The organism is Streptococcus sp. SPS1, from assembly GCF_030439915.1.
Taxonomy (GTDB): Bacteria; Bacillota; Bacilli; order Lactobacillales; family Streptococcaceae; genus Streptococcus.
Genome location: NZ_JAQFJG010000003.1, coordinates 107,064 through 129,529 on the forward strand (window position 1 = coordinate 107,064; position 22,466 = coordinate 129,529).

25 protein-coding genes are annotated in these 22,466 nt (G+C 37.5%); 8 read left to right on the forward strand and 17 right to left on the reverse strand.

Features of this window, described 5'->3' with window-relative positions; genetic code table 11:
* Positions 1 to 1,008 precede the first annotated feature (1,008 nt).
* From PCY12_RS03685 to xerS, 3 genes are all read left to right on the forward strand, one after another.
* Positions 1,009 to 1,755, forward strand: coding sequence for a HindIII family type II restriction endonuclease (locus PCY12_RS03685; RefSeq protein ID WP_301351715.1), 747 nt, complete (start codon positions 1,009 to 1,011; stop codon positions 1,753 to 1,755).
* Entirely contained in the window at positions 1,733 to 2,299 is a 567-nt protein-coding gene (locus tag PCY12_RS03690; RefSeq protein WP_301351717.1) for a DNA methyltransferase, read from the forward strand. The genes PCY12_RS03685 and PCY12_RS03690 overlap by 23 nt, the downstream gene beginning before the upstream one ends.
* A 406-nt stretch (positions 2,300 to 2,705) precedes the next feature.
* Positions 2,706 to 3,776, forward strand: a complete 1,071-nt coding sequence (gene xerS, locus PCY12_RS03695; protein WP_301351605.1) for a tyrosine recombinase XerS — start codon at positions 2,706 to 2,708, stop codon at positions 3,774 to 3,776.
* Between the two features lie 215 nt (positions 3,777 to 3,991).
* Here the strand turns inward: xerS and pdrM are convergent, their stop codons facing one another.
* The 12 genes from pdrM to dhaK form a co-directional block, all read right to left on the reverse strand.
* A complete protein-coding gene (pdrM, locus tag PCY12_RS03700) occupies positions 3,992 to 5,344 on the reverse strand; it encodes a sodium-coupled multidrug efflux MATE transporter PdrM (RefSeq protein ID WP_301351607.1) in 1,353 nt (450 codons plus the stop codon).
* 10 nt (positions 5,345 to 5,354) lie between these two features.
* Positions 5,355 to 5,615 (reverse strand): hypothetical protein, encoded by a 261-nt coding sequence (locus PCY12_RS03705; RefSeq protein WP_001105920.1) that lies wholly within the window; start codon positions 5,613 to 5,615, stop codon positions 5,355 to 5,357.
* A gap of 13 nt (positions 5,616 to 5,628) precedes the next feature.
* Positions 5,629 to 6,897, reverse strand: a complete 1,269-nt coding sequence (locus PCY12_RS03710; protein ID WP_301351608.1) for a dihydroorotase — start codon at positions 6,895 to 6,897, stop codon at positions 5,629 to 5,631.
* Positions 6,898 to 6,909: 12 nt separating this feature from the next.
* Positions 6,910 to 7,374 carry an 8-oxo-dGTP diphosphatase gene (locus PCY12_RS03715; RefSeq protein ID WP_001135770.1) on the reverse strand — a complete coding sequence of 155 codons (465 nt, stop codon included), beginning with the start codon at positions 7,372 to 7,374 and terminating at the stop codon, positions 6,910 to 6,912.
* Positions 7,375 to 7,383: 9 nt separating this feature from the next.
* The gene (locus PCY12_RS03720; protein WP_301351609.1) at positions 7,384 to 8,037 is read right to left on the reverse strand and encodes a uracil-DNA glycosylase; all 654 of its coding nucleotides are present in this window, start codon (positions 8,035 to 8,037) and stop codon (positions 7,384 to 7,386) included.
* A gap of 61 nt (positions 8,038 to 8,098) precedes the next feature.
* Positions 8,099 to 8,791, reverse strand: a complete 693-nt coding sequence (locus PCY12_RS03725; RefSeq protein WP_301351611.1) for a YjjG family noncanonical pyrimidine nucleotidase — start codon at positions 8,789 to 8,791, stop codon at positions 8,099 to 8,101.
* A gap of 124 nt (positions 8,792 to 8,915) precedes the next feature.
* On the reverse strand, positions 8,916 to 9,134 hold the full coding sequence (locus tag PCY12_RS03730) for a hypothetical protein (RefSeq protein WP_301351719.1): 219 nt from the start codon (positions 9,132 to 9,134) through the stop codon (positions 8,916 to 8,918).
* Positions 9,135 to 9,182: 48 nt separating this feature from the next.
* On the reverse strand, positions 9,183 to 9,395 hold the full coding sequence (locus tag PCY12_RS03735; RefSeq protein WP_050253036.1) for a hypothetical protein: 213 nt from the start codon (positions 9,393 to 9,395) through the stop codon (positions 9,183 to 9,185).
* A 585-nt stretch (positions 9,396 to 9,980) separates the two neighbouring features.
* Positions 9,981 to 10,712 (reverse strand): hypothetical protein, encoded by a 732-nt coding sequence (locus tag PCY12_RS03740; RefSeq protein ID WP_301351613.1) that lies wholly within the window; start codon positions 10,710 to 10,712, stop codon positions 9,981 to 9,983.
* 669 nt (positions 10,713 to 11,381) lie between these two features.
* Positions 11,382 to 11,756, reverse strand: a complete 375-nt coding sequence (gene dhaM, locus PCY12_RS03745; protein ID WP_301351614.1) for a dihydroxyacetone kinase phosphoryl donor subunit DhaM — start codon at positions 11,754 to 11,756, stop codon at positions 11,382 to 11,384.
* Positions 11,756 to 12,331, reverse strand: a complete 576-nt coding sequence (dhaL, locus tag PCY12_RS03750) for a dihydroxyacetone kinase subunit DhaL (RefSeq protein WP_301351616.1) — start codon at positions 12,329 to 12,331, stop codon at positions 11,756 to 11,758. The genes dhaM and dhaL overlap by 1 nt, the downstream gene beginning before the upstream one ends.
* A 21-nt stretch (positions 12,332 to 12,352) precedes the next feature.
* Positions 12,353 to 13,342, reverse strand: coding sequence for a dihydroxyacetone kinase subunit DhaK (gene dhaK, locus PCY12_RS03755; RefSeq protein ID WP_301351618.1), 990 nt, complete (start codon positions 13,340 to 13,342; stop codon positions 12,353 to 12,355).
* Between the two features lie 153 nt (positions 13,343 to 13,495).
* Here dhaK and dhaS point away from each other — a divergent pair, with 153 nt between their 5' ends.
* Both dhaS and dhaQ read left to right on the forward strand, forming a co-directional pair.
* Positions 13,496 to 14,026, forward strand: coding sequence for a dihydroxyacetone kinase transcriptional activator DhaS (gene dhaS / locus PCY12_RS03760; protein WP_112443715.1), 531 nt, complete (start codon positions 13,496 to 13,498; stop codon positions 14,024 to 14,026).
* The gene (gene dhaQ, locus PCY12_RS03765; protein WP_301351619.1) at positions 14,023 to 15,012 is read left to right on the forward strand and encodes a DhaKLM operon coactivator DhaQ; all 990 of its coding nucleotides are present in this window, start codon (positions 14,023 to 14,025) and stop codon (positions 15,010 to 15,012) included. Before dhaS ends, dhaQ begins: the two co-directional genes overlap by 4 nt.
* Positions 15,013 to 15,110: 98 nt before the next feature.
* Here the strand turns inward: dhaQ and PCY12_RS03770 are convergent, their stop codons facing one another.
* The 4 genes from PCY12_RS03770 to PCY12_RS03785 form a co-directional block, all read right to left on the reverse strand.
* Positions 15,111 to 15,650: a ClbS/DfsB family four-helix bundle protein gene (locus PCY12_RS03770; protein ID WP_173212595.1), complete on the reverse strand. Its 540-nt coding sequence runs from the start codon at positions 15,648 to 15,650 to the stop codon at positions 15,111 to 15,113.
* Between the two features lie 56 nt (positions 15,651 to 15,706).
* A complete protein-coding gene (locus PCY12_RS03775) occupies positions 15,707 to 16,201 on the reverse strand; it encodes a YkgJ family cysteine cluster protein (protein WP_000031471.1) in 495 nt (164 codons plus the stop codon).
* A gap of 133 nt (positions 16,202 to 16,334) precedes the next feature.
* Entirely contained in the window at positions 16,335 to 18,068 is a 1,734-nt protein-coding gene (gene ptsP / locus PCY12_RS03780) for a phosphoenolpyruvate--protein phosphotransferase (protein ID WP_301351621.1), read from the reverse strand.
* A gap of 5 nt (positions 18,069 to 18,073) precedes the next feature.
* Complete coding sequence (locus tag PCY12_RS03785; RefSeq protein ID WP_000146947.1) at positions 18,074 to 18,337, reverse strand: phosphocarrier protein HPr; 264 nt, start codon at positions 18,335 to 18,337, stop codon at positions 18,074 to 18,076.
* Between the two features lie 349 nt (positions 18,338 to 18,686).
* Between PCY12_RS03785 and nrdH the strand changes: the two genes are divergently transcribed.
* The 3 genes from nrdH to nrdF all read left to right on the forward strand — a co-directional run bounded on the left by nrdH (position 18,687) and on the right by nrdF (position 22,295).
* Positions 18,687 to 18,905, forward strand: a complete 219-nt coding sequence (gene nrdH / locus PCY12_RS03790; RefSeq protein WP_000259242.1) for a glutaredoxin-like protein NrdH — start codon at positions 18,687 to 18,689, stop codon at positions 18,903 to 18,905.
* A gap of 80 nt (positions 18,906 to 18,985) precedes the next feature.
* Positions 18,986 to 21,145: a class 1b ribonucleoside-diphosphate reductase subunit alpha gene (nrdE, locus tag PCY12_RS03795; RefSeq protein ID WP_301351623.1), complete on the forward strand. Its 2,160-nt coding sequence runs from the start codon at positions 18,986 to 18,988 to the stop codon at positions 21,143 to 21,145.
* A 187-nt stretch (positions 21,146 to 21,332) separates the two neighbouring features.
* Entirely contained in the window at positions 21,333 to 22,295 is a 963-nt protein-coding gene (gene nrdF, locus PCY12_RS03800) for a class 1b ribonucleoside-diphosphate reductase subunit beta (RefSeq protein WP_000451369.1), read from the forward strand.
* Here the strand turns inward: nrdF and PCY12_RS03805 are convergent.
* Positions 22,292 to 22,438 (reverse strand): hypothetical protein, encoded by a 147-nt coding sequence (locus PCY12_RS03805; RefSeq protein WP_023933379.1) that lies wholly within the window; start codon positions 22,436 to 22,438, stop codon positions 22,292 to 22,294. The genes nrdF and PCY12_RS03805 overlap by 4 nt on opposite strands.
* Between the last annotated feature and the right edge of the window lie 28 nt (positions 22,439 to 22,466).

Sequence of the window (22,466 nt, forward strand, 5' to 3'; positions counted from 1 at the left end):
TTTATTTAAATAACCGATTCTCAGCAATGAGATCGGTTATTTTTTACAGATAAGATATTTCACATACAAATAATTGAACTTTGGTAAAAATAAGACTATAATTAAGTTAGAAATGATAAAACATAAAGCTAGAAAGGAGTTTACTGTATCAAATCTGTATAGTAAGATTAAAATCATGAAAAAGAAAACGATAGCAATTATACAATGTATTTTGTATCTCATAGCTCCTTATATAGCTCTTCAGTTATGTAGAATGAACAGAAATATCGTTACTGATAATCTCTTTTTTATTTTCCTTATTCTGCTGAATATTTCATCCTGGTTTAGTATTTGGAAACTAGAAAAAGCACTAGATAATGATTCACAATAGCAATTCCAAAGATTTAGATCTGTAAAACTAAAAGTTTATGCACAATTGAATTAACTAGACTTAAACCATTGATAAAACTGAATTAGAAGCATAAAGTACATTCTTTAAAAAGTGTACTTTATTTTTATTTTGTACATTATTTTAGAGTGTTATTTTGTATGTTTTTTAGTACATAATATTATCTAATCTAAGAAATTGATTTATACATTTTGTTATAATATCACAGGTAATAGAAGTGTTTACGTTATAGAAAACTAAAAAGATATAAAAAGCTGAATCAGTTATTATCTCTATAATTTAATAATGAAATATCGCCTGATGGTAATTTACAATAAAAATGCTGTATTATTTTTTCATTTAGTATTAGAACTTTTTAAAATATAGTGTTAATAATTCCACAATTAAATTAAATTGGAAATTAGGGTATAATAGCTACATCAAGTATTGCACCATCGTTGAATTTGCTCTTGATTCAAAAAAAGTATATATAGGATAGAAAATATGGAAAATTATAACGTATCTTTAACAAATAAACTACTCAAATTAATTTATGAAGTGTCGGATTTAAAACTAGATTTTAAATCACAGGGATGGAATTATTGAATTAGTACGCTTTATCGGAGTTTTTACCTGAGTCGATAAAAGCTAGCTCATCTCAAGAAAAATTATTTTCAAAAGCAGGTGATATTATTTTAGCCAAATCACTTTGTTTGTTAAATCTAAATTCTAAACCTTTGGAGCAACGTGGCAATGCAGGGGATGTTGTTGCTTTGTCAATAGAATATAATTACGGTATTATCGCAGATGCAAAATCATTTAGATTAAGTCGAACAGCCAAAAATCAAAAAGATTTCAAAGTTAAAGCTCTTAGTGATTGGAGAAAAGATAAAGATTATGCTGTTTTAACTGCTCCTTTTTTTCAATATCCAAATAACAAGAGTCAAATATATAAACAATCACTAGAAGAAAACGTTCTTTTATTCAGTTGGGAACATTTATCAATAATGTTACAGCTAGACTTATCAGAGAACGATTCATTTTCTCTTGAGCAATTATGGAATTTTCCATTGAAACACCGTAAAAGAACGTCCATTGATAACGCAGAAAAAAATTTTATGTCAGATTTCAATCTATATTATTTTATGGATTTATTTAAATTAGAAAAAGAACAGCTTCAAGAATTGTTAAAAATTGAAATTTCAAAAATAGAAGAACGTTCAATTTCTGAAATAGAATACTGGGATAAACAAATCAAGAGAATTAAATCGTTATCACGAAAGGAGGCGATAGAAGAATTGCTTAAAGAAATAAACATTATAACAAAATTAAATACTATTGATAAATTTATAAAAGGACTAGGTGATGAAAGTAGATTGTTTTTATAGTAGAGATTCTATCACAGGATTAAAGGAACTTCCGCCTAACTCAATCCATGCTATTGTTTCGGACATCCCTTATGGGATTGATTACGCTGATTGGGATACAATACATTCAAATTCCAATAAAGCTCTGGGGGGAAGTTCTGATGCACAATTAAAAAATTCTCTTTTTAAACGCCGAGGAAAACCTCTTAATGGTTGGTCGGAAGCTGACAGGCTACGTCCTTTAGAATACCAAAAATGGGTTTCAACTTGGGCTGGAGAGTGGGTGAGGATTGTCAAACCAGGAGGTAGCGTATTTGTTTTTGCTGGTCGTCAGTTTTCTCACAGGGTTATTGTAGCTTTTGAAGAGGCTGGTTTTACTTTCAAAGATATGTTAAGCTGGGAACGAGACAAAGCCCCACAAATTGTTTTGGACCCTTTTGCTGGTAGTGCAACAACTCTACTAGCAGCAAAAGAATTAAATAGAAAGTATATTGGTTACGAAAAGGACTTTGAAATTTATAAAATTGGAAAAGAGCGATTGAACCAATCTCACTTTAAAATTTAAACAAAAAACTAAAAGTTTATGAACATTGTCCTGAATAGCAAGCACTTAATTCCTTAATATAACAGAATTAGAAACATGAAGTACATTTTACAATCGATGTGCTTTATTTTTTATGTAAATTGTCTTAGTTACTTCCTAAAAAATATTTTATTTTAAAAAATAAATTTTGGATTATATACAATTGAAAAATTTTTAGTTTTCACTTTAATTCACTTTAATAAGGTATATTTTAGGCAATTTTGGACGAAAATTTTTTTTTAGTTATTTAGCTGACTTAGATCCGTATTACTCAGGTCTAAGTCTTTTTTAAAAATCCCTACAACATCTTTCCGAAAAACTATAATTTTCTTGAAAAATAAATAAGTCTATGCTATACTACTAGTAGACTTATATATGGAGAAAATACATGAAACGTGAGATTTTACTGGAACGAATCGATAAACTCAAACAAGTCATGCCCTGGTATATTCTGGAATACTACCAATCGAAACTGGCTGTTCCATACAGTTTTACGACCTTGTACGAATACTTAAAGGAATATGATCGATTTTTTACTTGGGTCTTAGAATCTGGTATATCGGATGCTGATAAAATGTCCGATATTCCTTTATCAGTTTTGGAAAATATGTCTAAGAAAGATATGGAATCTTTTATCCTTTATCTACGTGAACGTCCCTTGCTGAATGCCAATACAAGTAAACAAGGTGTTTCTCAGACAACCATCAATCGAACCTTATCAGCACTTTCTAGTCTTTACAAGTATCTGACCGAGGAGGTTGAAAACGACCAGGGCGAACCTTATTTCTATCGTAATGTAACGAAGAAAGTTTCAACTAAGAAAAAGAAAGAAACGCTTGCTGCCAGAGCTGAAAACATCAAGCAAAAACTCTTTTTAGGTGATGAAACAGAAGGGTTTCTAACTTATATAGACCAAGAGTACCCTCAACGACTCTCTAATCGAGCTCTCTCATCATTCAACAAAAATAAAGAACGTGATTTGGCCATTATTGCTCTTCTTTTGGCGTCTGGTGTCCGCTTATCTGAAGCTGTTAATCTGGATCTAAGAGATCTCAATCTCAAAATGATGGTTATCGATGTCACTCGAAAAGGGGGCAAACGTGACTCTGTCAATGTAGCTGCCTTTGCTAAGCCTTATTTAGAGAATTATCTAGCCATTCGAAATCAACGCTATAAAACGGAAAAGACAGACACAGCCCTCTTTTTGACACTCTATAGAGGTGTTCCCAATCGTATTGACGCTTCCAGCGTTGAGAAAATGGTTGCTAAGTACTCTGAGGACTTCAAAGTCCGTGTAACTCCCCACAAACTGCGCCATACCCTAGCAACTAGGCTCTATGATGCTACTAAATCGCAAGTTTTGGTCAGCCATCAGCTAGGACATGCCAGTACACAAGTCACAGACCTCTATACTCATATCGTCAATGATGAACAAAAGAATGCCTTGGATAGTTTATAGTTTTACATAATGTAAATTATGTAAAATAATTATTAAGAAAAAGAAGCTGCTAAAAATAAGCAACTTCTTTTTCTTTATATCTGATACCAGTAAAGTAGCGTGGAATATCAATTGTTTCTATATTTTTGAAATTCTCATTTGCCTACTACTAATTTAACTATAGCAAAAATAATGCAGATAAGGAAGAATATTTTTGCTTGTATGAATTCTAAAAATCAAGCTTTTCTGGATTCAAATCTCTTCATAATCACAGTTAGACGCCAACGGTAGAGAGCCCCGCTCACGATTAGACTAATAATCAAACCAATCCAGTAAGAATAAGCTCCAAAATCTGTTAGAGAGTCGAATACCATAGCTACTGGGAGTGTCACCCCCCAATAACCAACCAAACCAAGGTAAAAAGGAATAACGGTATCCTTATACCCCCGTAAAATTCCTTGAAGCGGTGCCGCAAAGGTATCTGCTAACTGGAAGAAAAGACTGTAAGTCAAAAAACGTGCTGTCAAATCGATAAATTCTGGGTCGTTACCATAAAGACTAGCCACATTTCCTCGAAAAATGTAAAGGAAAGATAAGGTGAAGGCCGCAAAAATAAGGGCAGTCCATCTTCCTAGACCAATATAGGTTTTCGCATCATCAAATCGCTTGGCTCCCACTTCATAGGAAACGACAATAGCCATAGCCGATGAGATACTCATAGGAAAGGCGTACATAAGACTTGAAAAGTTCATGGCTGATTGGTGACTAGCGATAATCAAGGACGAGAACTTAGCCATAATCAAACCAACCACAGAAAAGATAGCCACTTCGGCAAAGACAGTCCCCCCAATAGGCAGACCTAAGCGAACTCCTTCCTTGATTTTATCCATATTAAGCGGAATTCGTTTCTCAAGGTGTAAGGCTTTGAGCTTCTCCTGTTTAAATAAAACCAGAACAGAAATTCCCAACAAGACCCAGTAGGCCAAAGAAGTCCCTAAACCAGCACCAGCACCTCCCAGTTCTGGAACTCCAAAGGCACCATAAATCAAGAGATAGTTAAATCCACTATTCAAGGGAAGTAACAAAAGCATGAGGTACATGGACAGTTTGGTCAACCCCAGCGAATCCAGCAAGGAACGAATGACACTAAAGAGCAACAAGGGGATAATCCCGATAGATAAAAACCAAAGATAGCGAACCGCTACTGCCGCCACTGGTGCTTCTAACCCAATATGATTCAAGATTGGTGGTGCCAAGAAAAGCACCATCCCCAGCAAGACCACAGATAGACCCAAGGCCAGATAGATGAACTGGTAAAAATCAGACGCAACCTCTTCCTTTTTGCCTCGCCCAAGATGGTGACCAATGATGGGTACCAGGGCTGACACAATCCCTGTCAGGAATGTAAAAAAAGGATTCCAGATACTGGTTGCCATAGATACACCAGCCAAGTCCATAGTATTGTATTGACCTGTCATTGCAGTGTCAACAAAAGAGGCAGAATAATTGGCAAATTGGTAGATCAGGATTGGGAAGAAAATTTTTAAAAATAATACTAACTTCTCTCGTAAACACTTTGTCTTATACATACTTCTCTTTCTATTCTGATTTATCTAAACCAAAGAGTTTCAAACCATAGTTTTTCAAACTTAGCGGAGGGTTATTAGATTTTGAAGTAGTATGCCAACACGCACATGTACGACAATAATAGCTTCTAACTAAACCTCCATTATCATATTGAACTGCATGGTCAGCTTTTTCTTTAGTTTCATATTGAATTTTAGAACGATTAGATGCGGGACAGTAAATTCCGCTATTAGATTTTGCTTTTCTCTCCCTACGTTTTCGAAAATAATTCATATTCTAACTCCTATCAAGCTTGATAGACGATTTGTCCCTTACAGATGGTATATTTAACCTGCCCTTTTAAGGTTTCACCGATAAAGGGGGAATTAGTCGCTTTTGAAGCAAAATGGGAGTCCACAAGACGGTCAGCCTTGTCATCAAAAATAGTGATGTCCGCTGGACCATTCTCAGCCAAATAACCTGCTTCAAAGTTGTAAAGCTTGGCTGGGTTGTATGTCATCTTTTCGAGTAATTCCATCAAGCTCAACTCACCAGCTTCCACCAAATAGGTCAAGCCGAGAGACAGGGATGTTTCTAAGCCAGTCATACCAGATGGCGCTTTGGTAATATCCTCAACATTTTTTTCATCCGCATGGTGAGGCGCATGGTCAGTCGCGATAACTGTGATGACACCTGACTTGAGACCTTCAATCACGGCACGACGGTCTGATTCCAAACGAAGTGGCGGATTCATCTTAGCATTGCTACCTTGTGTCAAAAGAAGTGCTTCTGTCTTAGAAAAATGCTGTGGCGCTACTTCTGCTGTGACTTGCGCTCCCAATCCTTGAGCAAACTCCACTACTTTAACACTTTCTTCCTTAGACAAATGTTGAATATGAACATGGGCCTTGGTTGCATAGGCAATCATGACATCACGCGCCATCATAGCATACTCAGCCACCCCAGTCGCACCGCAGATATGGAAATGTTCTTTAGCAATATTTTCGTTAAACCCAAGAATCCCATTCAAACCTGGATCTTCCTCATGGAGACTAATAAAGGTATTGAGTTTTTTGGCTTCCTCCATGGCTTCCTTTACAACTTTACTGCTTTCAAGCGGAATACCGTCATCTGAAAAGCCAACAGCTCCAGCTTCTAAAAGTGCCTTAAAGTCAGTCAAATCTTGGCCATTAAAGTGCTTAGTAATGGTCGCAACTGTCTTGACATTGATTTTTTCCTTGGCAGCTGACTGGAGAACTTCTTGTAAAGTCTCCACATCTGAAATGGTTGGACTAGTATTAGCCATCATGACAACCGTTGTAAAACCACCTGCAGCGGCTGCTAAGGCACCTGTATGAATATCTTCCTTGTGGGTTTGACCAGGTTCACGGAAATGAACATGAATATCGACCAAGCCAGGAGCAACTACAAGACCACTAGCATCAATTATCTCTGCTCCTTCTTCTTTAATCTCAGGCGCAATTTTGATAATTTTCCCATCTTGAACTAAGACATCACACACTTGATCCAAACCAGACTTGGGATCCATTACACGACCATTTTTGATTAGTAGCATCTGCTTTCTCCTTTATTCATAGAAATCAACTTGGGTATCCAACAATTTATCCCCATCATAAACAAACTTGGCTGAAAAGAAGGGTTTATCCTCTAAAAGCCACCCAACAAAGGTATGGTCACCTTCCCAAGTCGGCTTACTCAAAACCTCGTCATAGGGAACCCATTCTAGCGTCCCCTCATTGCAGTCAATCAAGTCCCCCTCAAACTCCGTCACCTTAAAAACATAGGTGTACCAGTCTAAATCTGGCGTAAATTCAGGAAAAGTGATGACACCTTTTAGAACTGGCTTGGCTTTGAGCCCTGTTTCTTCGAGGATTTCACGCGCCGCGCACTCCTGAGGGGTCTCTCCTCGCTCTAGCTTACCACCCACACCAATCCATTTCCCTTCATGGACATCATTGGGTTTCTTATTACGGTGGAGCATGAGTAGTTCTTTCCCGTTATCAATGTAGCAAATCGTCGCTAACTGAGGCATATTTTCTCCTTATCTAAGCCAATCGATTGGCACTTGTCCTGTCTCTTTTAAAAATGTATTAGCCTTGGAAAAAGGCTTGGAACCCCAAAATCCTCTATAAACTGACAAAGGACTGGGATGGGCTGATTCGATAATCAAGTGATGAGGATTGGTAACTAAGGTCTTCTTCTTGCGTGCATAAGCTCCCCAGAGTACAAAAACAACTGGTCTATCTAAATGATTAACCACCTGAATCACAGCATCCGTAAAAGGCTCCCATATCTGCCCAGCATGACCATTGGCCTGACCAGCAGGAACCGTCAAACAAGCATTAAGAAGCAAGACTCCTTGCTCAGCCCAAGACGTTAAATCATGAGATTTCTTAACTCCGATGTCATCTGCTAATTCTTTCAAGATATTTTGCAAGGATGGCGGAGCTGGGATAGAGTCAGGTACAGAAAAACTCAAGCCCTGCGCTTGACCTGGTCCGTGATAGGGATCTTGCCCTAGAATCACCACCTTAACGTCTTCAAGCGGTGTTGTCAATAGAGCCTGAAAAACCTTTTCCTTGGGCGGATAAACAGTACCCTGAGCATAGACCTGCTCCATAAACTGATTGATTTTCCCGAAATAACCCTCAGGTAATTGCTCCTTTATCAAATCATGCCAAGACGAGTGTTCCATAGCCGACTCCTTCATTTTTACTGCCTCTATTATAGCAAAAAGTGGCTATGGAAACCACTTTTTACAGTTTATCTAAACAATCCAGCAAATCTTGGAAGGAATAGACTTCGTAAGTAGGCTGGGCTTGTGTGTGATTTTCGAGGTGATGAGGATTGTACCAGATAGTGTCTATCCCCGCATTATTGCCACCTTGAATGTCGGCGGTTAGGGAATCTCCAATCATCAGCGTCTTTTCTTTACTAAAACCTGCAATCTGTTGACCAATTTTTTCATAAAAGAGAGCATCAGGTTTTTGTGTTTGCAGCTGTTCTGAGATAAATACTTGATTGAAATAAGGTGCTAGACCAGATTGAGCCAAGCGCCCTGTCTGAATGGCAGTAATGCCATTTGTCGCAGCATACAGCTCATAATCTCGCTCGATAAGGCTATCCAAGAGTTCATGAGCGCCTGAAAAAGTTTGCCCCTGCTGGGCAAGGTAAAATTGGTAACGCTGGGCTAGAAAACTACCGTCTTTTTCCTGTCCAAAATGAGCAAATAAACGAGAAAAGCGCGTGTTAACCAGCTCTTGTTTACTAATTTTCTTTTGCTCTAAGTCCTTCCAGAGAGCTTTGTTCATAGGAACGTAATAGTCTTTATAGGCCTGAATATCTGCAACCCCTTCTTCTTTTAGAAGTTGCGTTAAAGCCACATCCTCAGCAACATCAAAATCAAGAAGAGTGTGGTCAAGGTCGAAGAGTAGAAATTTGTAGGACAATTTGAGGTTTTCCTTTCTAGGATAAACAACTTTCACTTCATTCGGTTGTTTAATGTAAAAACTTAAAAGTGGTATAGTATCACAAAGAATAATCGTTCCAATGGATTAATTAATCCATACTATTCTAGTCAAGTTTATTTTTATTGTAGAAAAATCTTCTATAAATTCGAGCAATAGTTAAAATATAAACAAATATAATTCCCAAAATAGATAACACTATTTTCACAAAATTCATTTTAGAGCCTATTACATAGATATGAAAAAGAGGGGCTAATCCTACACATAGAGACAATAGATAACTACTAAATCTTATCTCACCAATTCCTGCAAAAAAATGTTTCATTGTAAATATTCCAATTTTACCTTTCATCTTTATAATCCACTAGCAAATCTATTGGCTTCTCTTTTTTTTGAAAAATCTTGACAACAAATTTACTCCACTTAATGCTACTAAGACTTCAATGGGCAAAAAATAGTAATCCCATATCAAATGAGAAATCAGCAAGGTTAAAAATAGTATACAGTCAATATAACTATTCTGAAAATACTCTGTAATTACATAATACAGAAACACCACAACCATCAAAATTAAAATAACCATCATAATACTATCATCCTGTTCTTAATTTATTGTCACTTTTTCCATCCCATTCCATTCATCAATAGCATTAAAAAATCCAATCAATAAATGATTACCTACTCACTAATACTATTCTAAAATTTAATTTTTGGGGGGATTTAGTAACCCAATACCAATTAGCAATACACCTAATATAAATAAAAGTATTTCCCAAAATTTATTCTCAGTTTTAATAAAAGGTATAAGATACATACTAACCAATATGGAACTTACCCCTAAAGGAGCAAAAACCACTCTGACTCTATCACTTAGTTTAAACATATTTAATTCCCCATAAAATAAGCAAGGGCTACGTTTACTGTAACATTCCCCCGTCTTTATGTAGAGATAATCCCCCATCAAGACACCTCATCTCTTCTTACTCAATAGCAACATAATTATTTGGTGATACGAGTTTCATAAGATTTCTCCTCTTTAACGTTGCATGGTTAGGATAGTTTCCTAACAGGTAATCGTCAACTTTGTTTATAGTACTTTGTTACCTAGATAAGATATCCTTTCTCTACCTGATTTGATTTTAAAGAGAACTAAGATTTAACCATATCTATCTCACCTCTTATTTTTAAATAATTCATACTCTTTTTCTCTGATAGAGGGAAGTGAGAAATTAGAAAAAATTAGTAGAATTGAAAACAGATATGCGTCTTTTTGTATCACTAAAACATAACCTAAAAATATATAGACCATCAAATCTAGTGCGAAAAGATAAAATATCCTCCTTTTCATTATCTCACTTGTCTTAAAGATTCTGTTTAATAGAATCTTTATCGTAGTATCTACACAAATTTTTATCAAAAAGATAAGAGCCAATACACGATTATCAACTGTACCATGAAGAATAAATGGAAATATAGTTAAGATAAAACTAGAAATCTCTAAATATTTTATCCAAGGAGATTGAGACATCTTACTTTTAAACTGACTGATTTTCCTATACTCGCTAGCTAATCTAGTATCAAAATCTTTACCAATTATATTAAAGATTAAGAACTCCAGGATAAAAATACTGACTAATACAATATAAGTAAAAACCTTTCCTGGGAAATATTTATTGATTAAAATCGGGAAACTCATTAACAGAATCGAATTTATGGCTAGACAGATAGATACTATTTTATTTTTCACTGAATATATAGGGAGCGATACTATCGAATAGAGAAACGCTAAAAAAATAAGCAAGAAATACTCTGTGCTGCTAATTAGCGGCGCCCTTAATGATAAAAATAGATAGGCACCCCACACGATGATATGCGCTTTACGAATTGACTCTAAACTACTCATCTACCTACTCCTAATATGTAAAGGGAATCCATTTTTAGTTTACATTCTCTTTCAAACAAGTCATAAGCATTTCATGATATTTCCTTCTTCTAGACATAAACCGATTCAGATTAAAGATACAAATATAATGATAAGGCTTTCTTTTACTTTAGACTACCATAAAACAAGGAATCTTTCAACAAAATTCATTGTCAAACTACTACTCTAGAAGATTGTTAGCCCAAATCTTTCAGAATAGAATAATCCTAACTATCGAACACCCTGACTTCATAAATATCCATGTAATTCTAGACCTAGAATTCCTATAAACTAAATATTTTCGTACTCTTCTAAGTAATTGATTGCCTTAAATTTTAATTTTTAAAGAATTCTAAAGATAGAATAGTCCCATCACAATCTGTTTTGAATGATTCACAATTTAGAAACGCTATGATTCTACTCCTTTTACATTAAAAGGGAACTGCCCCAAAGCAATCCTTTTCTGATTTTGAAATTATTTACTTATACTCTTCGAAAATCAAATTCAAACCACGTCAGCTTCACCTTGCCGTACTCAAGTACAGCCTGCGGCTAGCTTCCTAGTTTGCTCTTTAATTTTCATTGAGTATTAAACTTTGATAGTTGAGATAATCAACAGCCCACCTATAAAAAGAGTTATAGTAAAATTTCTTATTTATTGATTTCAAGCTCCGACAACTGTGTTTGAATAACTGACAGTTCTGCACCAGCCTGAAGAAGAGCTGCTGCAGTATAGGCGCCTTCTACAATTGGAACCCTGTTGATGATGATACTCTTATCACTAAAATCAGCCACCATTTCTAAGTTCATTTTAGCAGAGCCGAGGTCAAAAAAAGCTAATAAAGTATCTGCTGGATTTTCAGAAACAACCCTATCTACTTGATCAAAACTTGTTCCAATTCCTCTATCTTCGGTTCCTCCTACATAAGTAATCGAAACATCTTTAGCTACTTCACTAATCAGTTCAACAACACCTTGTGCAATGTGTTTGGAATGTGAAACGATAACAAGACCAATACTTCCCATTAAACCACCCCAGTTTCTAAAAGAGCAGTAAATAGTAATCCTGATGAGAATGATCCAGGATCAATATGTCCAAGAGAACGTTCTCCTACATAAGATGCCCTTCCTTTAGTTGCAAGTAAATCTTTGGTAGCATTCACTACCTTATCAATAACCCCTTGAGTCAACTGATTATCAGACAAGGCAGCAATAACAGGAGTCCAAACATCAACCATTGTCTTTTCTCCAACTTCTGCTTTCCCACGTTTGACAATCATATCCAAACCACTTTGTAAGATTTCTTCTAATTTCGAATTTGAATCAGCCTTGGCCATACCCATAAAAGCAGAGCCATACAAGGGACCAGAAGCACCGCCTACCTTACTCAGTAGTTGCATTGAGACAAGCTTAAACACATCACTGCTGGTCTCAAATTTCTTTCCTTCTAAGTTTTCCATAACTGCAGCCATGCCACGCGCCATATTTCCACCGTGGTCTCCATCTCCTATAGGGGTGTCTAGCTCACTAAGGTAATCTTTCTGTTCTTGAATCTTTTCATTAAAAAGCTTCATCCATTCAAGTGCTTGCTCAGCATTCATACGACATTTCCTCCTTGAGTCTTACCAAGCTGGTGTAGTAACAGGTGCATTTAGAGCAGCCAACCACTCATCGTCTGCCAATCGAATCAATGTTAATGACAAGCCTGCCATATCAATTGATGTCATATAGTTTCCAATTTTCTTAAACGCCAAGTCAACACCTTTTTCATGGAGTAATTTAGCCACATCATTTGCAAATACGTATTGTTCCATAAGAGGAGTGCTTCCTAAACCATTGATGAGAAGCCCATAGCGTTCACCAGCCTTAAGTTGGAAACCTTCAGATAATTTTTCAACCAATTCTGAAGCCAATTGTGCTGAAGGTTGCATTTTCTCTTTCTTATATCCCGGTTCACCGTGAATACCAACTCCGTATTCAAATTCATCATCTTCTAGAACAAATCCTGGTTTCCCAACTTCTGGAACAGTAGCGCCAGATAGAGCTAATCCAATTGTTTTAATTTCTAAGACAAGTTTGTCGGCCAAGTCCTTCATTTCAGATAATGATTTACCAGAACGAGCTGCAGCCCCCAAAATTTTATGGACTAATATAGTACCTGCAACACCTCGACGCCCTTGGGTATAGAGACTATTTTCAACAGCAATATCATCATCGACTACAACGCTTGCTACATCAATACCTTCCATTTCAGCAAGTTCTTGTGCAATTTCAAAGTTCATAATGTCACCAGAATAGTTCTTGATGACCATGAAAACTCCAGCACCTTCATCAGCCGCCTTAATGGCTTCTAAAATTTGGTCTGGAGTAGGTGAAGTAAAGACTGCTCCACAAATGGCAGCAGACAACATTCCTTCTCCTACAAATCCAGCATGACTTGGTTCATGTCCTGAACCTCCACCAGAAATGAGTCCAACTTTTCCTGTCTTTTCTGCCTTTCTAACGATGACATCAAAACCATCTAAGCGTTCTACCAAGTCATCATGCATGAATGACAATCCCTGCAACATTTCATCAACAACTTGTGTCGGTTCATTTATAATTTTTTTCATGAGAAACTCCTTTCGGTATTTACCTTTGTTTTCGCTTTCATTATATATTTTTTATCGCTGGATGATAAGGGACAGATTCTATTATTTGTCCCCTTTTAAACCCGTTTAAAACATTTTTTTGGTAAAATGAAGTAAGTAAAAGAAAGGTTTCCTATGGCATCATCACTTATTACAAAAAAACGGATTGCCAAGGCATTTAGAGACCTATTAGCTACTAGAGAATTTGACAAAATCTCCATTGTAGATATCATGGAATCAGCTGGCATTCGTAGACAGACCTTTTATAATCACTTTCTTGACAAATATGAACTGCTAGACTGGATATTTGAAAATGACTTAACCGAGTATATCACCAATAACTTGGACTTCATTTCAGGCCAAAAGCTATTACAAGAATTATTTTTTTATTTCGAACAAGAGCGTGACTTTTATATTCAACTTTTTGATATTCAAGGGCAAAATAACTTCTATGACCACTTTATCAGCTACTGTCGCTTGCTTGTATCAAAAATTTTAAGAGAATACGGTCAGATTGATAGCGATTCATCTGCTTATACTTGTTTTTTGCTAGACTATCACTCACATGCTCTAGCAGAAATCGTGAAGGCTTACGTCAATAAAAAAAGTCCAGTTCCACAACCAGACTTTCTAATCATGACAATTATTGGAAAGAGACCACAATGACATTTATTTCAAATCATAAACAGAAAATTATTTCAAGTTACATTTCAGCAACTGTCAGCAGTCACCCTGAATTAGAAAAACACCCTACCCTACCACTAGTCTATCAAAAAAATCGTAATCCTTATCAGGTTCCAATATTGTCGGGTGGAGGTTCCGGTCACGAACCTGCGCATATTGGATATGTGGGAGAAGGAATGCTTACTGCTGCTATCTATGGCCAATTATTTACTCCTCCTACAAGAACTGAAATCTTAGAGTCCATTCGTTTTTTAAACAATGGTCACGGTGTCTTCATCATTGTAAAAAATTTCGAAGCAGACATCAAAGAATTTAGCTGGGCCATTAACACTGCTAGAAAAGAAGGAATTAAGGTCGGCTATAGTCTCGCACACGACGATATTTCAATTGAACCTCACAATAAATTTCAAATTAGAGGAAGAGGGCTTGCAGGGACTATTTTACTTCATAAAGTTCTAGGATATGCAGCTCAAAATGGTGCCGACATAGAGCAACTAACTGATTTAGGTCATGAACTTGCTCCCGAAATCGCAACAATTGGCTTTGCAACGAAATCTGCTAGTCTCCCCCAAGCCACCCTTCCACTATTTAACTTGGAAGAAGGAAATATTTCTTATGGTATTGGGATACATGGCGAAGAAGGCTATCGTATAGTCCCATTCCAATCATCGGAAATCCTTGCAAATGAAATTATAAGTAAATTAAGATTGCACTATCATTGGAAAAAGGGTGATCAATTTATATTGCTTGTAAATAATCTAGGCACTACTACCAACCTAGAAATGGGCATATTTATCAATGATCTCCTTCAACTCTTAGAAATTGAAGGAATCACTATTACCTTTATAAAATCAGGAACATTTATGACCAGTCTAGATATGGCAGGTATATCCGTAACTCTTTGCCCCGTAAAAAATAAACAGTGGTTAGAAGCGCTCAATGCTCCAACGACAGCTTTTGCATGGTAATTTGCTTGTATAACTCAAAAGGGCTACATCACTTGATAGCCCTTTTAATCTTATCTCATATTTAAAAAAATTCATTCTTTCTATTTCAAACAGTCCATCTATCCCTTACAATTCTTCCGATGAGCTTTGAGTTTTTTCAGAGCCCAATCATAGTGACTGGAAGTGCTACTGACAAAGTAGGAACCTAGACTTGTCCCTCCCGTCCACTGATAGATACCTTTGGCAAAGAGTTCGTCATTGCTAAAAACTTCTATCAACTCTAAAACTTCTTTATGTGATTGTTCCAAGAGTCTAGTCGCTTCTTCTAAGGACGTTTTCTGGTGCTTCTTCCAAAAAGCGACATTCATTTCTCCATAAGTTTTCCAATTATAAGGTTCAGGGAGAAAAGGTCTTTCGTGACCTTTTTGATTAGAATGTACCCAAGTCAAAAGTAACTGATGCCATTCATAAAGATGGATCAAGACATCCCGCAGATTTTTATCCCTTTTCCAGTGAGCTTCTTTTTTCTTTAGGTCTCTTGAAAAATCAAATGGAGTCTGTAGCTCATCTTCACTTAATTGAGAGATGAAGAGGTTAAGCTTTTCATAATTTTCCTTAGAGGCCAGCATTAGCTCCTCTTTTGTTTTCGGTCTAGGCACAGAGTTCTCCCTTCATATTACTAGTTATTATTAGAAATTTTTTATCCTTTAAATCTCTATAACTTATCCTTTAATTTCTCAACAAAGAGATAGGCTGCTGGACAGGTCAAAGTATTCTTAATCGTCAAATGGTTGATTTGATGGATCTTTTTGCGATCTGTATGGGGGAACTCTCGACAGGCCTTTGGACGAACGTCATAGATGGAACAGAGATTATCTCCTCCTAAAAAGGGACAGGGCATGGATTTGAAAACCTTATCCCCATCTTCATCCACCTGCAGAAATTCAGCTTCAAAGGCCGGTAATTTCATCTTAAAGTACTTAGCAATACGAGTGATGTCTGCTTCCTTGAAGTCAGGTCCCAATGTCTTGCAACAGTTGGCACAGGCCGTACAATCAATCTCCGCAAAGACTTCCTCGTGAATCTGCTGGGCTATCTTATCTAGATTTTTTGGTGGCTTTTTCTTTAAATTGGCTAAAACTTTACGGTGCTCCTTCTGCTTTTGTAAGGCTAGCTGGTGGTAGTACTCAATATCAATTTCTTTAGACATGGTTTCTCTCTTATTCTATTTGTTTCCCCCTATTATATCATGCCTCTGACTCATTGAAAAGTGGACTTTACAAGACTATACTATTCCCGAATGTATCAAAAAACCTTGCAACTAGGTTACAAGGTTAATGACATTAATCAAAGTTAACGTATTCTTTTTGAAGTTCAAGAACTTCTTCCATTGTTGAACACTCTGTAAGGGCACGGTTAGCGTACTCTTCCATCTTAGCAGTATCCAATTTCTTCATCAAGCTACGTGTACGAAGTACAGATGTTGCTGACATAGAGAACTCATCCAAGCCCATTCCGACAAGAAGTGGAACAGCTTTTTGGTCACCAGCCATCTCACCACACATACCAGCCCATTTACCTTCAGCGTGAGCTGCCTTGATAACGTTGTTGATCAAGCGAAGGATTGATGGGTTATATGGTTGGTAAAGGTATGAAACTTGCTCGTTCATACGGTCTGCTGCCATTGAGTATTGAATCAAGTCGTTTGTACCAATCGACATGAAGTCTACTTCTTTTGCAAATTGATCTGCAAGCATTGCTGCTGCAGGGATTTCAATCATGATACCAACTTGGATGTCATCCGCAACTGCAACACCTTCAGCAAGAAGGTTTGCTTTTTCTTCTTCATAAACTGCTTTAGCTGCACGGAATTCTTTCAAAAGGGCAACCATTGGGAACATGATACGCAATTGACCATGAACAGAAGCACGAAGAAGGGCACGGATTTGTGTACGGAACATTGCATCTCCAGTTTCAGAAATAGAGATACGAAGGGCACGGAATCCAAGGAATGGGTTCATTTCGTGTGGCATATCGAAGTAAGGAAGTTCCTTATCTCCACCAATATCCATTGTACGAACAACCACTGGTTTACCATTCATTCCCTCAAGAACAGCCTTGTATGCTTCATACTGCTCATCTTCTGTTGGGAAGTCTTGAGAATCCATATACAAGAACTCTGTACGGTAAAGTCCAACAGCTTCTGCACCGTTGTTGTTAACACCTTCAACGTCTTTTGGAGTACCGATGTTAGCAGCCAACTCGAAGTGTTTACCGTCAGCAGTCACTGTTTGAGCATCTTTCAAAAGTGCCCATTCAGCTTTTTGTTTAGCATAAACTTCACCAGCTGCTTTAAATTCTGCCGCTTGTTCATCTGTTGGGTTGATAATCACTTCACCAGTAATTCCGTTAACGGCAAGGATATCGCCGTCTTTCACTACTTCAGTGATGTTATTTGTTCCCAATACAGCTGCAATTTCAAGTGTACGTGCCATGATAGCTGAGTGGCTTGTACGTCCACCGATATTTGTTACAAAAGCTTTTACAAAGTTTTTGTCCAATTGAGCTGTATCAGATGGTGTCAAGTCATGCGCAATGACGATTACTTCTTCATTGATAGAAGCTGGGTTTGGCAATTTTTTACCAAGAAGGTTTGCCAATACACGTTTTGTCACGTCGCGGATATCCGCTGCACGTTCTTGCATGTATGGGTTGTCTTCCATGCCTTCAAAGATCGTGATGAACATGTCAGTCACTTCTTTAAGACCTGCTTCTGCATTGACCTTCTTAGCACGAATTGTTTCTTTAATCTGACCAATCAATTCTGGGTCAGCAAGAACCATCAAATGAGCGTCAAAAACTTGAGCCGCTTCTTCACCAAGCGTACCTACAGCTTTCTCGCGGATAAGAGAAAGCTCGTTTTGAGAAGCTTCAAGAGCAACATCCAAACGAGCCTCTTCTGCGTTTGTATCTTCGACTGAAATAGTCTCGAATGACAAATCCGGTTGAACGAGTAGATATGCTTTTGCAACTGCAACACCGTCAGATGCTGCGATTCCTTTAAGCATTTCTGTCATTTCCCTTATGCCAATCCTTCTTTTTCCATTGTTTCTGAGATTGCAGCGATAGCGTCATCTGCATCTGCACCTTCAGCTGAGATAGTTACGTCAGCACCTTGGCCAACACCAAGACTCATAACACCCATAATTGATTTAAGGTTAACTGATTTACCTTTGTACTCAAGAGTGATATCTGAAGCAAATTTGCTAGCAGTTTGTACCAACAATGTTGCTGGACGTGCGTGAATACCTGTTTCTGCCACTACGTGGAAATCTTTAGAAGCCATAGTTTGACTCTCCTTTTGTTCTTTCTTTTTTGAGTTATATGTGATAACCCTTACAATTTGGTATTATACCATCTTCTAGGATTTTTTTCAAGCATTTTCTGGATTTTCCTTCAATTTCCTTTCAGATAACTTGCTGAAAATCTTCTGTCCTAGATAACAAAACACAGGATATAGTTTCTTTAAAAACGATTTATAGGATAATCATTGCTATTTTATAAAACAAACACCACATATTGTGTTTTGTGAGCTTGAGTAGAAAAACAGACCACTATATTTAGTTTAAATCATTGACAAAAATTTATTTTCTGATATACTAAGGTAGTATTAAATTTTGAAGAGGAGTTACACAATGGTAACCGTTTATTCTAAAAACAATTGTGTCCAATGTAAAATGACCAAACGTTTCTTGGACAGTAATAACGTTGAATATAAAGAAATCAATCTTGATGAGCAGCCTGAGTACATCGATCAAGTCAAAGAACTCGGTTTTAGCGCAGCTCCTATTATTCAAACACCAACTGAAGTCTTTTCAGGTTTCCAACCAGGAAAACTGAAACAATTAGCATAATCTTAGTACATCATCCAGAAGAAACTGCTTCTAGGGCTAACTTAGAGGCCTTTCTTTTGTAATTAGATAAGGGAAATTTTATGGGATTAAAACATCTTGAAGACGTGACTTACTTCCGTCTCAATAACGAAATCAACCGTCCTGTTAATGGACAAATCATGCTTCATAAAGATAAGGAAGCCTTGGATGCCTTCTTTAAAGAAAATGTCGTTCCAAACACTATGGTTTTTGATTCAATTACTGATAAAATCAACTACCTCATTGAACACAACTACATCGAAACAGCCTTTATCAAGAAATACCGTCCAGAATTTTTGGAAGAATTGTCACAATTTATCAAAGACCAAAACTTCCAATTCAAGTCTTTCATGGCTGCTTATAAATTTTACAATCAATATGCCTTAAAGACTAATGACGGTGAATATTATCTTGAAAGTATGGAAGACCGTGTCTTCTTTAACGCCCTTTATTTCGCTGATGGGAATGAAGCTGTTGCAATCGATATTGCCAATGAAATCATCCACCAACGCTACCAACCTGCTACTCCTTCCTTCTTGAATGCTGGACGTGCTCGTCGTGGGGAGTTGGTATCTTGTTTCTTAATCCAAGTGACGGATGACATGAACTCTATCGGACGTTCTATCAACTCTGCCCTTCAACTTTCACGTATCGGTGGTGGTGTGGGAATTACCCTCAGCAACCTTCGTGAAGCTGGAGCTCCTATTAAAGGGTATGAAGGAGCAGCCTCTGGGGTTGTGCCAGTTATGAAACTCTTCGAAGACAGTTTCTCTTACTCAAACCAATTGGGGCAACGTCAAGGTGCTGGGGTGGTTTACCTCAATGTCTTTCACCCTGATATCATCGCCTTCCTTTCAACTAAGAAAGAAAATGCCGATGAAAAAGTTCGTGTCAAAACCCTATCACTTGGTGTTGTAGTACCAGATAAATTCTACGAATTGGCGCGTAAAAATGAAGAAATGTACCTCTTCAGCCCTTACTCTGTAGAAAAAGAATACGGTGTGCCATTCAACTACATCGACATTACTGAAAAATACGATGAATTGGTCGCAAATCCAAATATTCGCAAGACAAAAATCAAGGCGCGTGATTTGGAAACTGAAATCTCTAAATTGCAACAAGAGTCTGGCTACCCTTATGTAGTCAATATTGATACGGCTAACCGTGCAAATCCTGTTGATGGAAAGATTATCATGAGTAACTTGTGTTCTGAGATTCTTCAAGTCCAAGAACCAAGCTTGATCAACGATGCTCAAGAATTCCTTCAAATGGGGACGGATGTTTCATGTAACCTTGGTTCAACCAACGTAGTCAACATGATGACTTCACCTGACTTTGGTCGTTCTATCCGTGCTATGGTTCGTGCTTTAACTTTCGTTACAGATAGTTCACACATCGTGGCTGTACCTACGATTGACCATGGAAATAGCCAAGCCCACACCTTTGGACTTGGTGCCATGGGACTTCACAGCTACCTTGCCCAACAACTCATTGAATATGGATCACCTGAGTCTGTTGAATTTACAAGCATCTACTTTATGCTTATGAACTACTGGACTTTGGTTGAGTCAAACAATATTGCGCGTGAACGTGGTATCACCTTCCACAACTTTGAAAAATCGGACTATGCTAACGGAAGCTACTTCGACAAGTATATAACTGGCGAATTCCTTCCAAAATCAGAACGTGTTAAAGAACTTTTCAAAGATGTCTTTATCCCAAGTGCTGCTGACTGGGCTGAACTTCGCGACAAGGTTCAAGCAGATGGTCTTTACCACCAAAACCGCCTTGCTGTAGCGCCAAATGGTTCTATCAGCTACATCAACGACGTTTCTGCTTCTATCCACCCAATTACGCAACGTATCGAAGAACGTCAAGAAAAGAAAATCGGTAAAATCTACTACCCTGCTGCTGGCTTATCAACAGAAACCATTCCTTACTACACTTCTGCTTACGACATGGATATGCGTAAAGTCATCGATGTTTACGCTGCTGCAACTGAGCATGTGGACCAAGGACTTTCACTCACCCTCTTCATGCGTAGTGACATTCCAAAAGGTCTTTACGAATGGAAGAAAGAAAATAAACAAACGACACGTGACTTGTCTATCCTTCGCAACTACGCCTTTAACAAGGGTATCAAGTCTATCTACTACGTCCGTACCTTTACAGATGATGGTGGAGAAGTCGGTGCCAACCAGTGTGAAAGCTGTGTGATTTAGTTTCTAGCATAGAAACACTATTTTTCCCTAAGCAGCACTGATAAAATCAAATCTACTAGGTCATAACATAATTTATGTAACATTTTAAAAGTCGGGCTTCCGACTTTTTGTGCGATACTCCTATAGAATTATGGTGAAATAGACATAATTGTGAGTTCGCAATACTAAACACAGAAAGAGATTTCAAATGGAAACTTACTACAAAGCCATTAACTGGAATGCCATCGAAGATGTCATCGATAAATCAACTTGGGAAAAACTGACGGAGCAATTCTGGCTCGATACACGTATTCCCTTGTCAAACGACTTGGATGACTGGAGAAAGCTATCTAACAAAGAAAAAGACTTAGTTGGAAAAGTTTTTGGTGGTTTAACCCTTCTTGACACTATGCAATCTGAAACTGGGGTTCAAGCCCTTCGCGCAGACATCCGTACACCACATGAGGAAGCTGTTTTCAATAACATCCAATTTATGGAATCTGTCCACGCTAAATCTTACTCATCAATCTTTTCTACCTTGAATACTAAGGCTGAGATTGAAGAAATTTTCGAATGGACCAATACCAATCCTTACCTACAAAAGAAGGCTGAGATTGTCAACGAAATCTACCTAAACGGCAGCCCACTTGAAAAGAAAGTTGCCAGCGTCTTCCTCGAAACCTTCCTCTTCTACTCTGGTTTCTTCACTCCCCTCTACTATCTCGGTAACAACAAACTAGCCAACGTTGCAGAAATCATTAAATTGATTATTCGTGACGAGTCTGTTCACGGAACCTACATTGGTTACAAATTCCAACTTGGTTTCAATGAATTGCCTGAAGAAGAGCAAGAAAAACTCAAAGAATGGATGTACGACCTACTCTATACTCTTTATGAAAATGAAGAAGGCTACACAGAGAGTCTTTATGACGGTGTTGGTTGGACTGAAGAGGTTAAAACCTTCCTTCGCTACAATGCCAATAAAGCTCTCATGAACATGGGACAAGATCCACTTTTCCCAGATTCAGCTGAAGATGTCAACCCAATCGTTATGAACGGTATTTCAACAGGAACTTCCAACCATGACTTCTTCTCTCAAGTCGGAAATGGTTACCTTCTTGGCGAAGTTGAAGCCATGCAAGATGATGACTACAACTACGGTTTGGACTAATACTCTTCGAAAATCTCTTCAAACCACGTCAGCTTCGCCTTGCCGTAGATATGCTCACTGACTTCGTCAGTCTTATCTACAACCTCAAAACTGTGTTTTGAGCAACCTACGGCTAGCTTCCTAGTTTGCTCTTTGATTTTCATTGAGTATAATTCTCCACCACTCTTAACC

What these genes read in the sequence shown, in the direction of transcription:
- PCY12_RS03690 (WP_301351717.1), top strand. Translation starts at nt 1,733, where the DNA reads ATGAAAGTAGATTGTTTTTATAGTAGAGATTCTATCACAGGATTAAAG.
- xerS (WP_301351605.1), top strand. Translation starts at nt 2,706, where the DNA reads ATGAAACGTGAGATTTTACTGGAACGAATCGATAAACTCAAACAAGTC.
- pdrM (WP_301351607.1), bottom strand. Translation starts at nt 5,344, where the DNA reads ATGTATAAGACAAAGTGTTTACGAGAGAAGTTAGTATTATTTTTAAAA.
- PCY12_RS03705 (WP_001105920.1), bottom strand. Translation starts at nt 5,615, where the DNA reads ATGAATTATTTTCGAAAACGTAGGGAGAGAAAAGCAAAATCTAATAGC.
- PCY12_RS03710 (WP_301351608.1), bottom strand. Translation starts at nt 6,897, where the DNA reads ATGCTACTAATCAAAAATGGTCGTGTAATGGATCCCAAGTCTGGTTTG.
- PCY12_RS03715 (WP_001135770.1), bottom strand. Translation starts at nt 7,374, where the DNA reads ATGCCTCAGTTAGCGACGATTTGCTACATTGATAACGGGAAAGAACTA.
- PCY12_RS03720 (WP_301351609.1), bottom strand. Translation starts at nt 8,037, where the DNA reads ATGGAACACTCGTCTTGGCATGATTTGATAAAGGAGCAATTACCTGAG.
- PCY12_RS03730 (WP_301351719.1), bottom strand. Translation starts at nt 9,134, where the DNA reads ATGAAACATTTTTTTGCAGGAATTGGTGAGATAAGATTTAGTAGTTAT.
- PCY12_RS03735 (WP_050253036.1), bottom strand. Translation starts at nt 9,395, where the DNA reads ATGATGGTTATTTTAATTTTGATGGTTGTGGTGTTTCTGTATTATGTA.
- PCY12_RS03740 (WP_301351613.1), bottom strand. Translation starts at nt 10,712, where the DNA reads ATGAGTAGTTTAGAGTCAATTCGTAAAGCGCATATCATCGTGTGGGGT.
- dhaM (WP_301351614.1), bottom strand. Translation starts at nt 11,756, where the DNA reads ATGGGAAGTATTGGTCTTGTTATCGTTTCACATTCCAAACACATTGCA.
- dhaL (WP_301351616.1), bottom strand. Translation starts at nt 12,331, where the DNA reads ATGAATGCTGAGCAAGCACTTGAATGGATGAAGCTTTTTAATGAAAAG.
- dhaK (WP_301351618.1), bottom strand. Translation starts at nt 13,342, where the DNA reads ATGAAAAAAATTATAAATGAACCGACACAAGTTGTTGATGAAATGTTG.
- dhaS (WP_112443715.1), top strand. Translation starts at nt 13,496, where the DNA reads ATGGCATCATCACTTATTACAAAAAAACGGATTGCCAAGGCATTTAGA.
- dhaQ (WP_301351619.1), top strand. Translation starts at nt 14,023, where the DNA reads ATGACATTTATTTCAAATCATAAACAGAAAATTATTTCAAGTTACATT.
- PCY12_RS03775 (WP_000031471.1), bottom strand. Translation starts at nt 16,201, where the DNA reads ATGTCTAAAGAAATTGATATTGAGTACTACCACCAGCTAGCCTTACAA.
- ptsP (WP_301351621.1), bottom strand. Translation starts at nt 18,068, where the DNA reads ATGACAGAAATGCTTAAAGGAATCGCAGCATCTGACGGTGTTGCAGTT.
- PCY12_RS03785 (WP_000146947.1), bottom strand. Translation starts at nt 18,337, where the DNA reads ATGGCTTCTAAAGATTTCCACGTAGTGGCAGAAACAGGTATTCACGCA.
- nrdH (WP_000259242.1), top strand. Translation starts at nt 18,687, where the DNA reads ATGGTAACCGTTTATTCTAAAAACAATTGTGTCCAATGTAAAATGACC.
- nrdE (WP_301351623.1), top strand. Translation starts at nt 18,986, where the DNA reads ATGGGATTAAAACATCTTGAAGACGTGACTTACTTCCGTCTCAATAAC.
- nrdF (WP_000451369.1), top strand. Translation starts at nt 21,333, where the DNA reads ATGGAAACTTACTACAAAGCCATTAACTGGAATGCCATCGAAGATGTC.
- PCY12_RS03805 (WP_023933379.1), bottom strand. Translation starts at nt 22,438, where the DNA reads ATGAAAATCAAAGAGCAAACTAGGAAGCTAGCCGTAGGTTGCTCAAAA.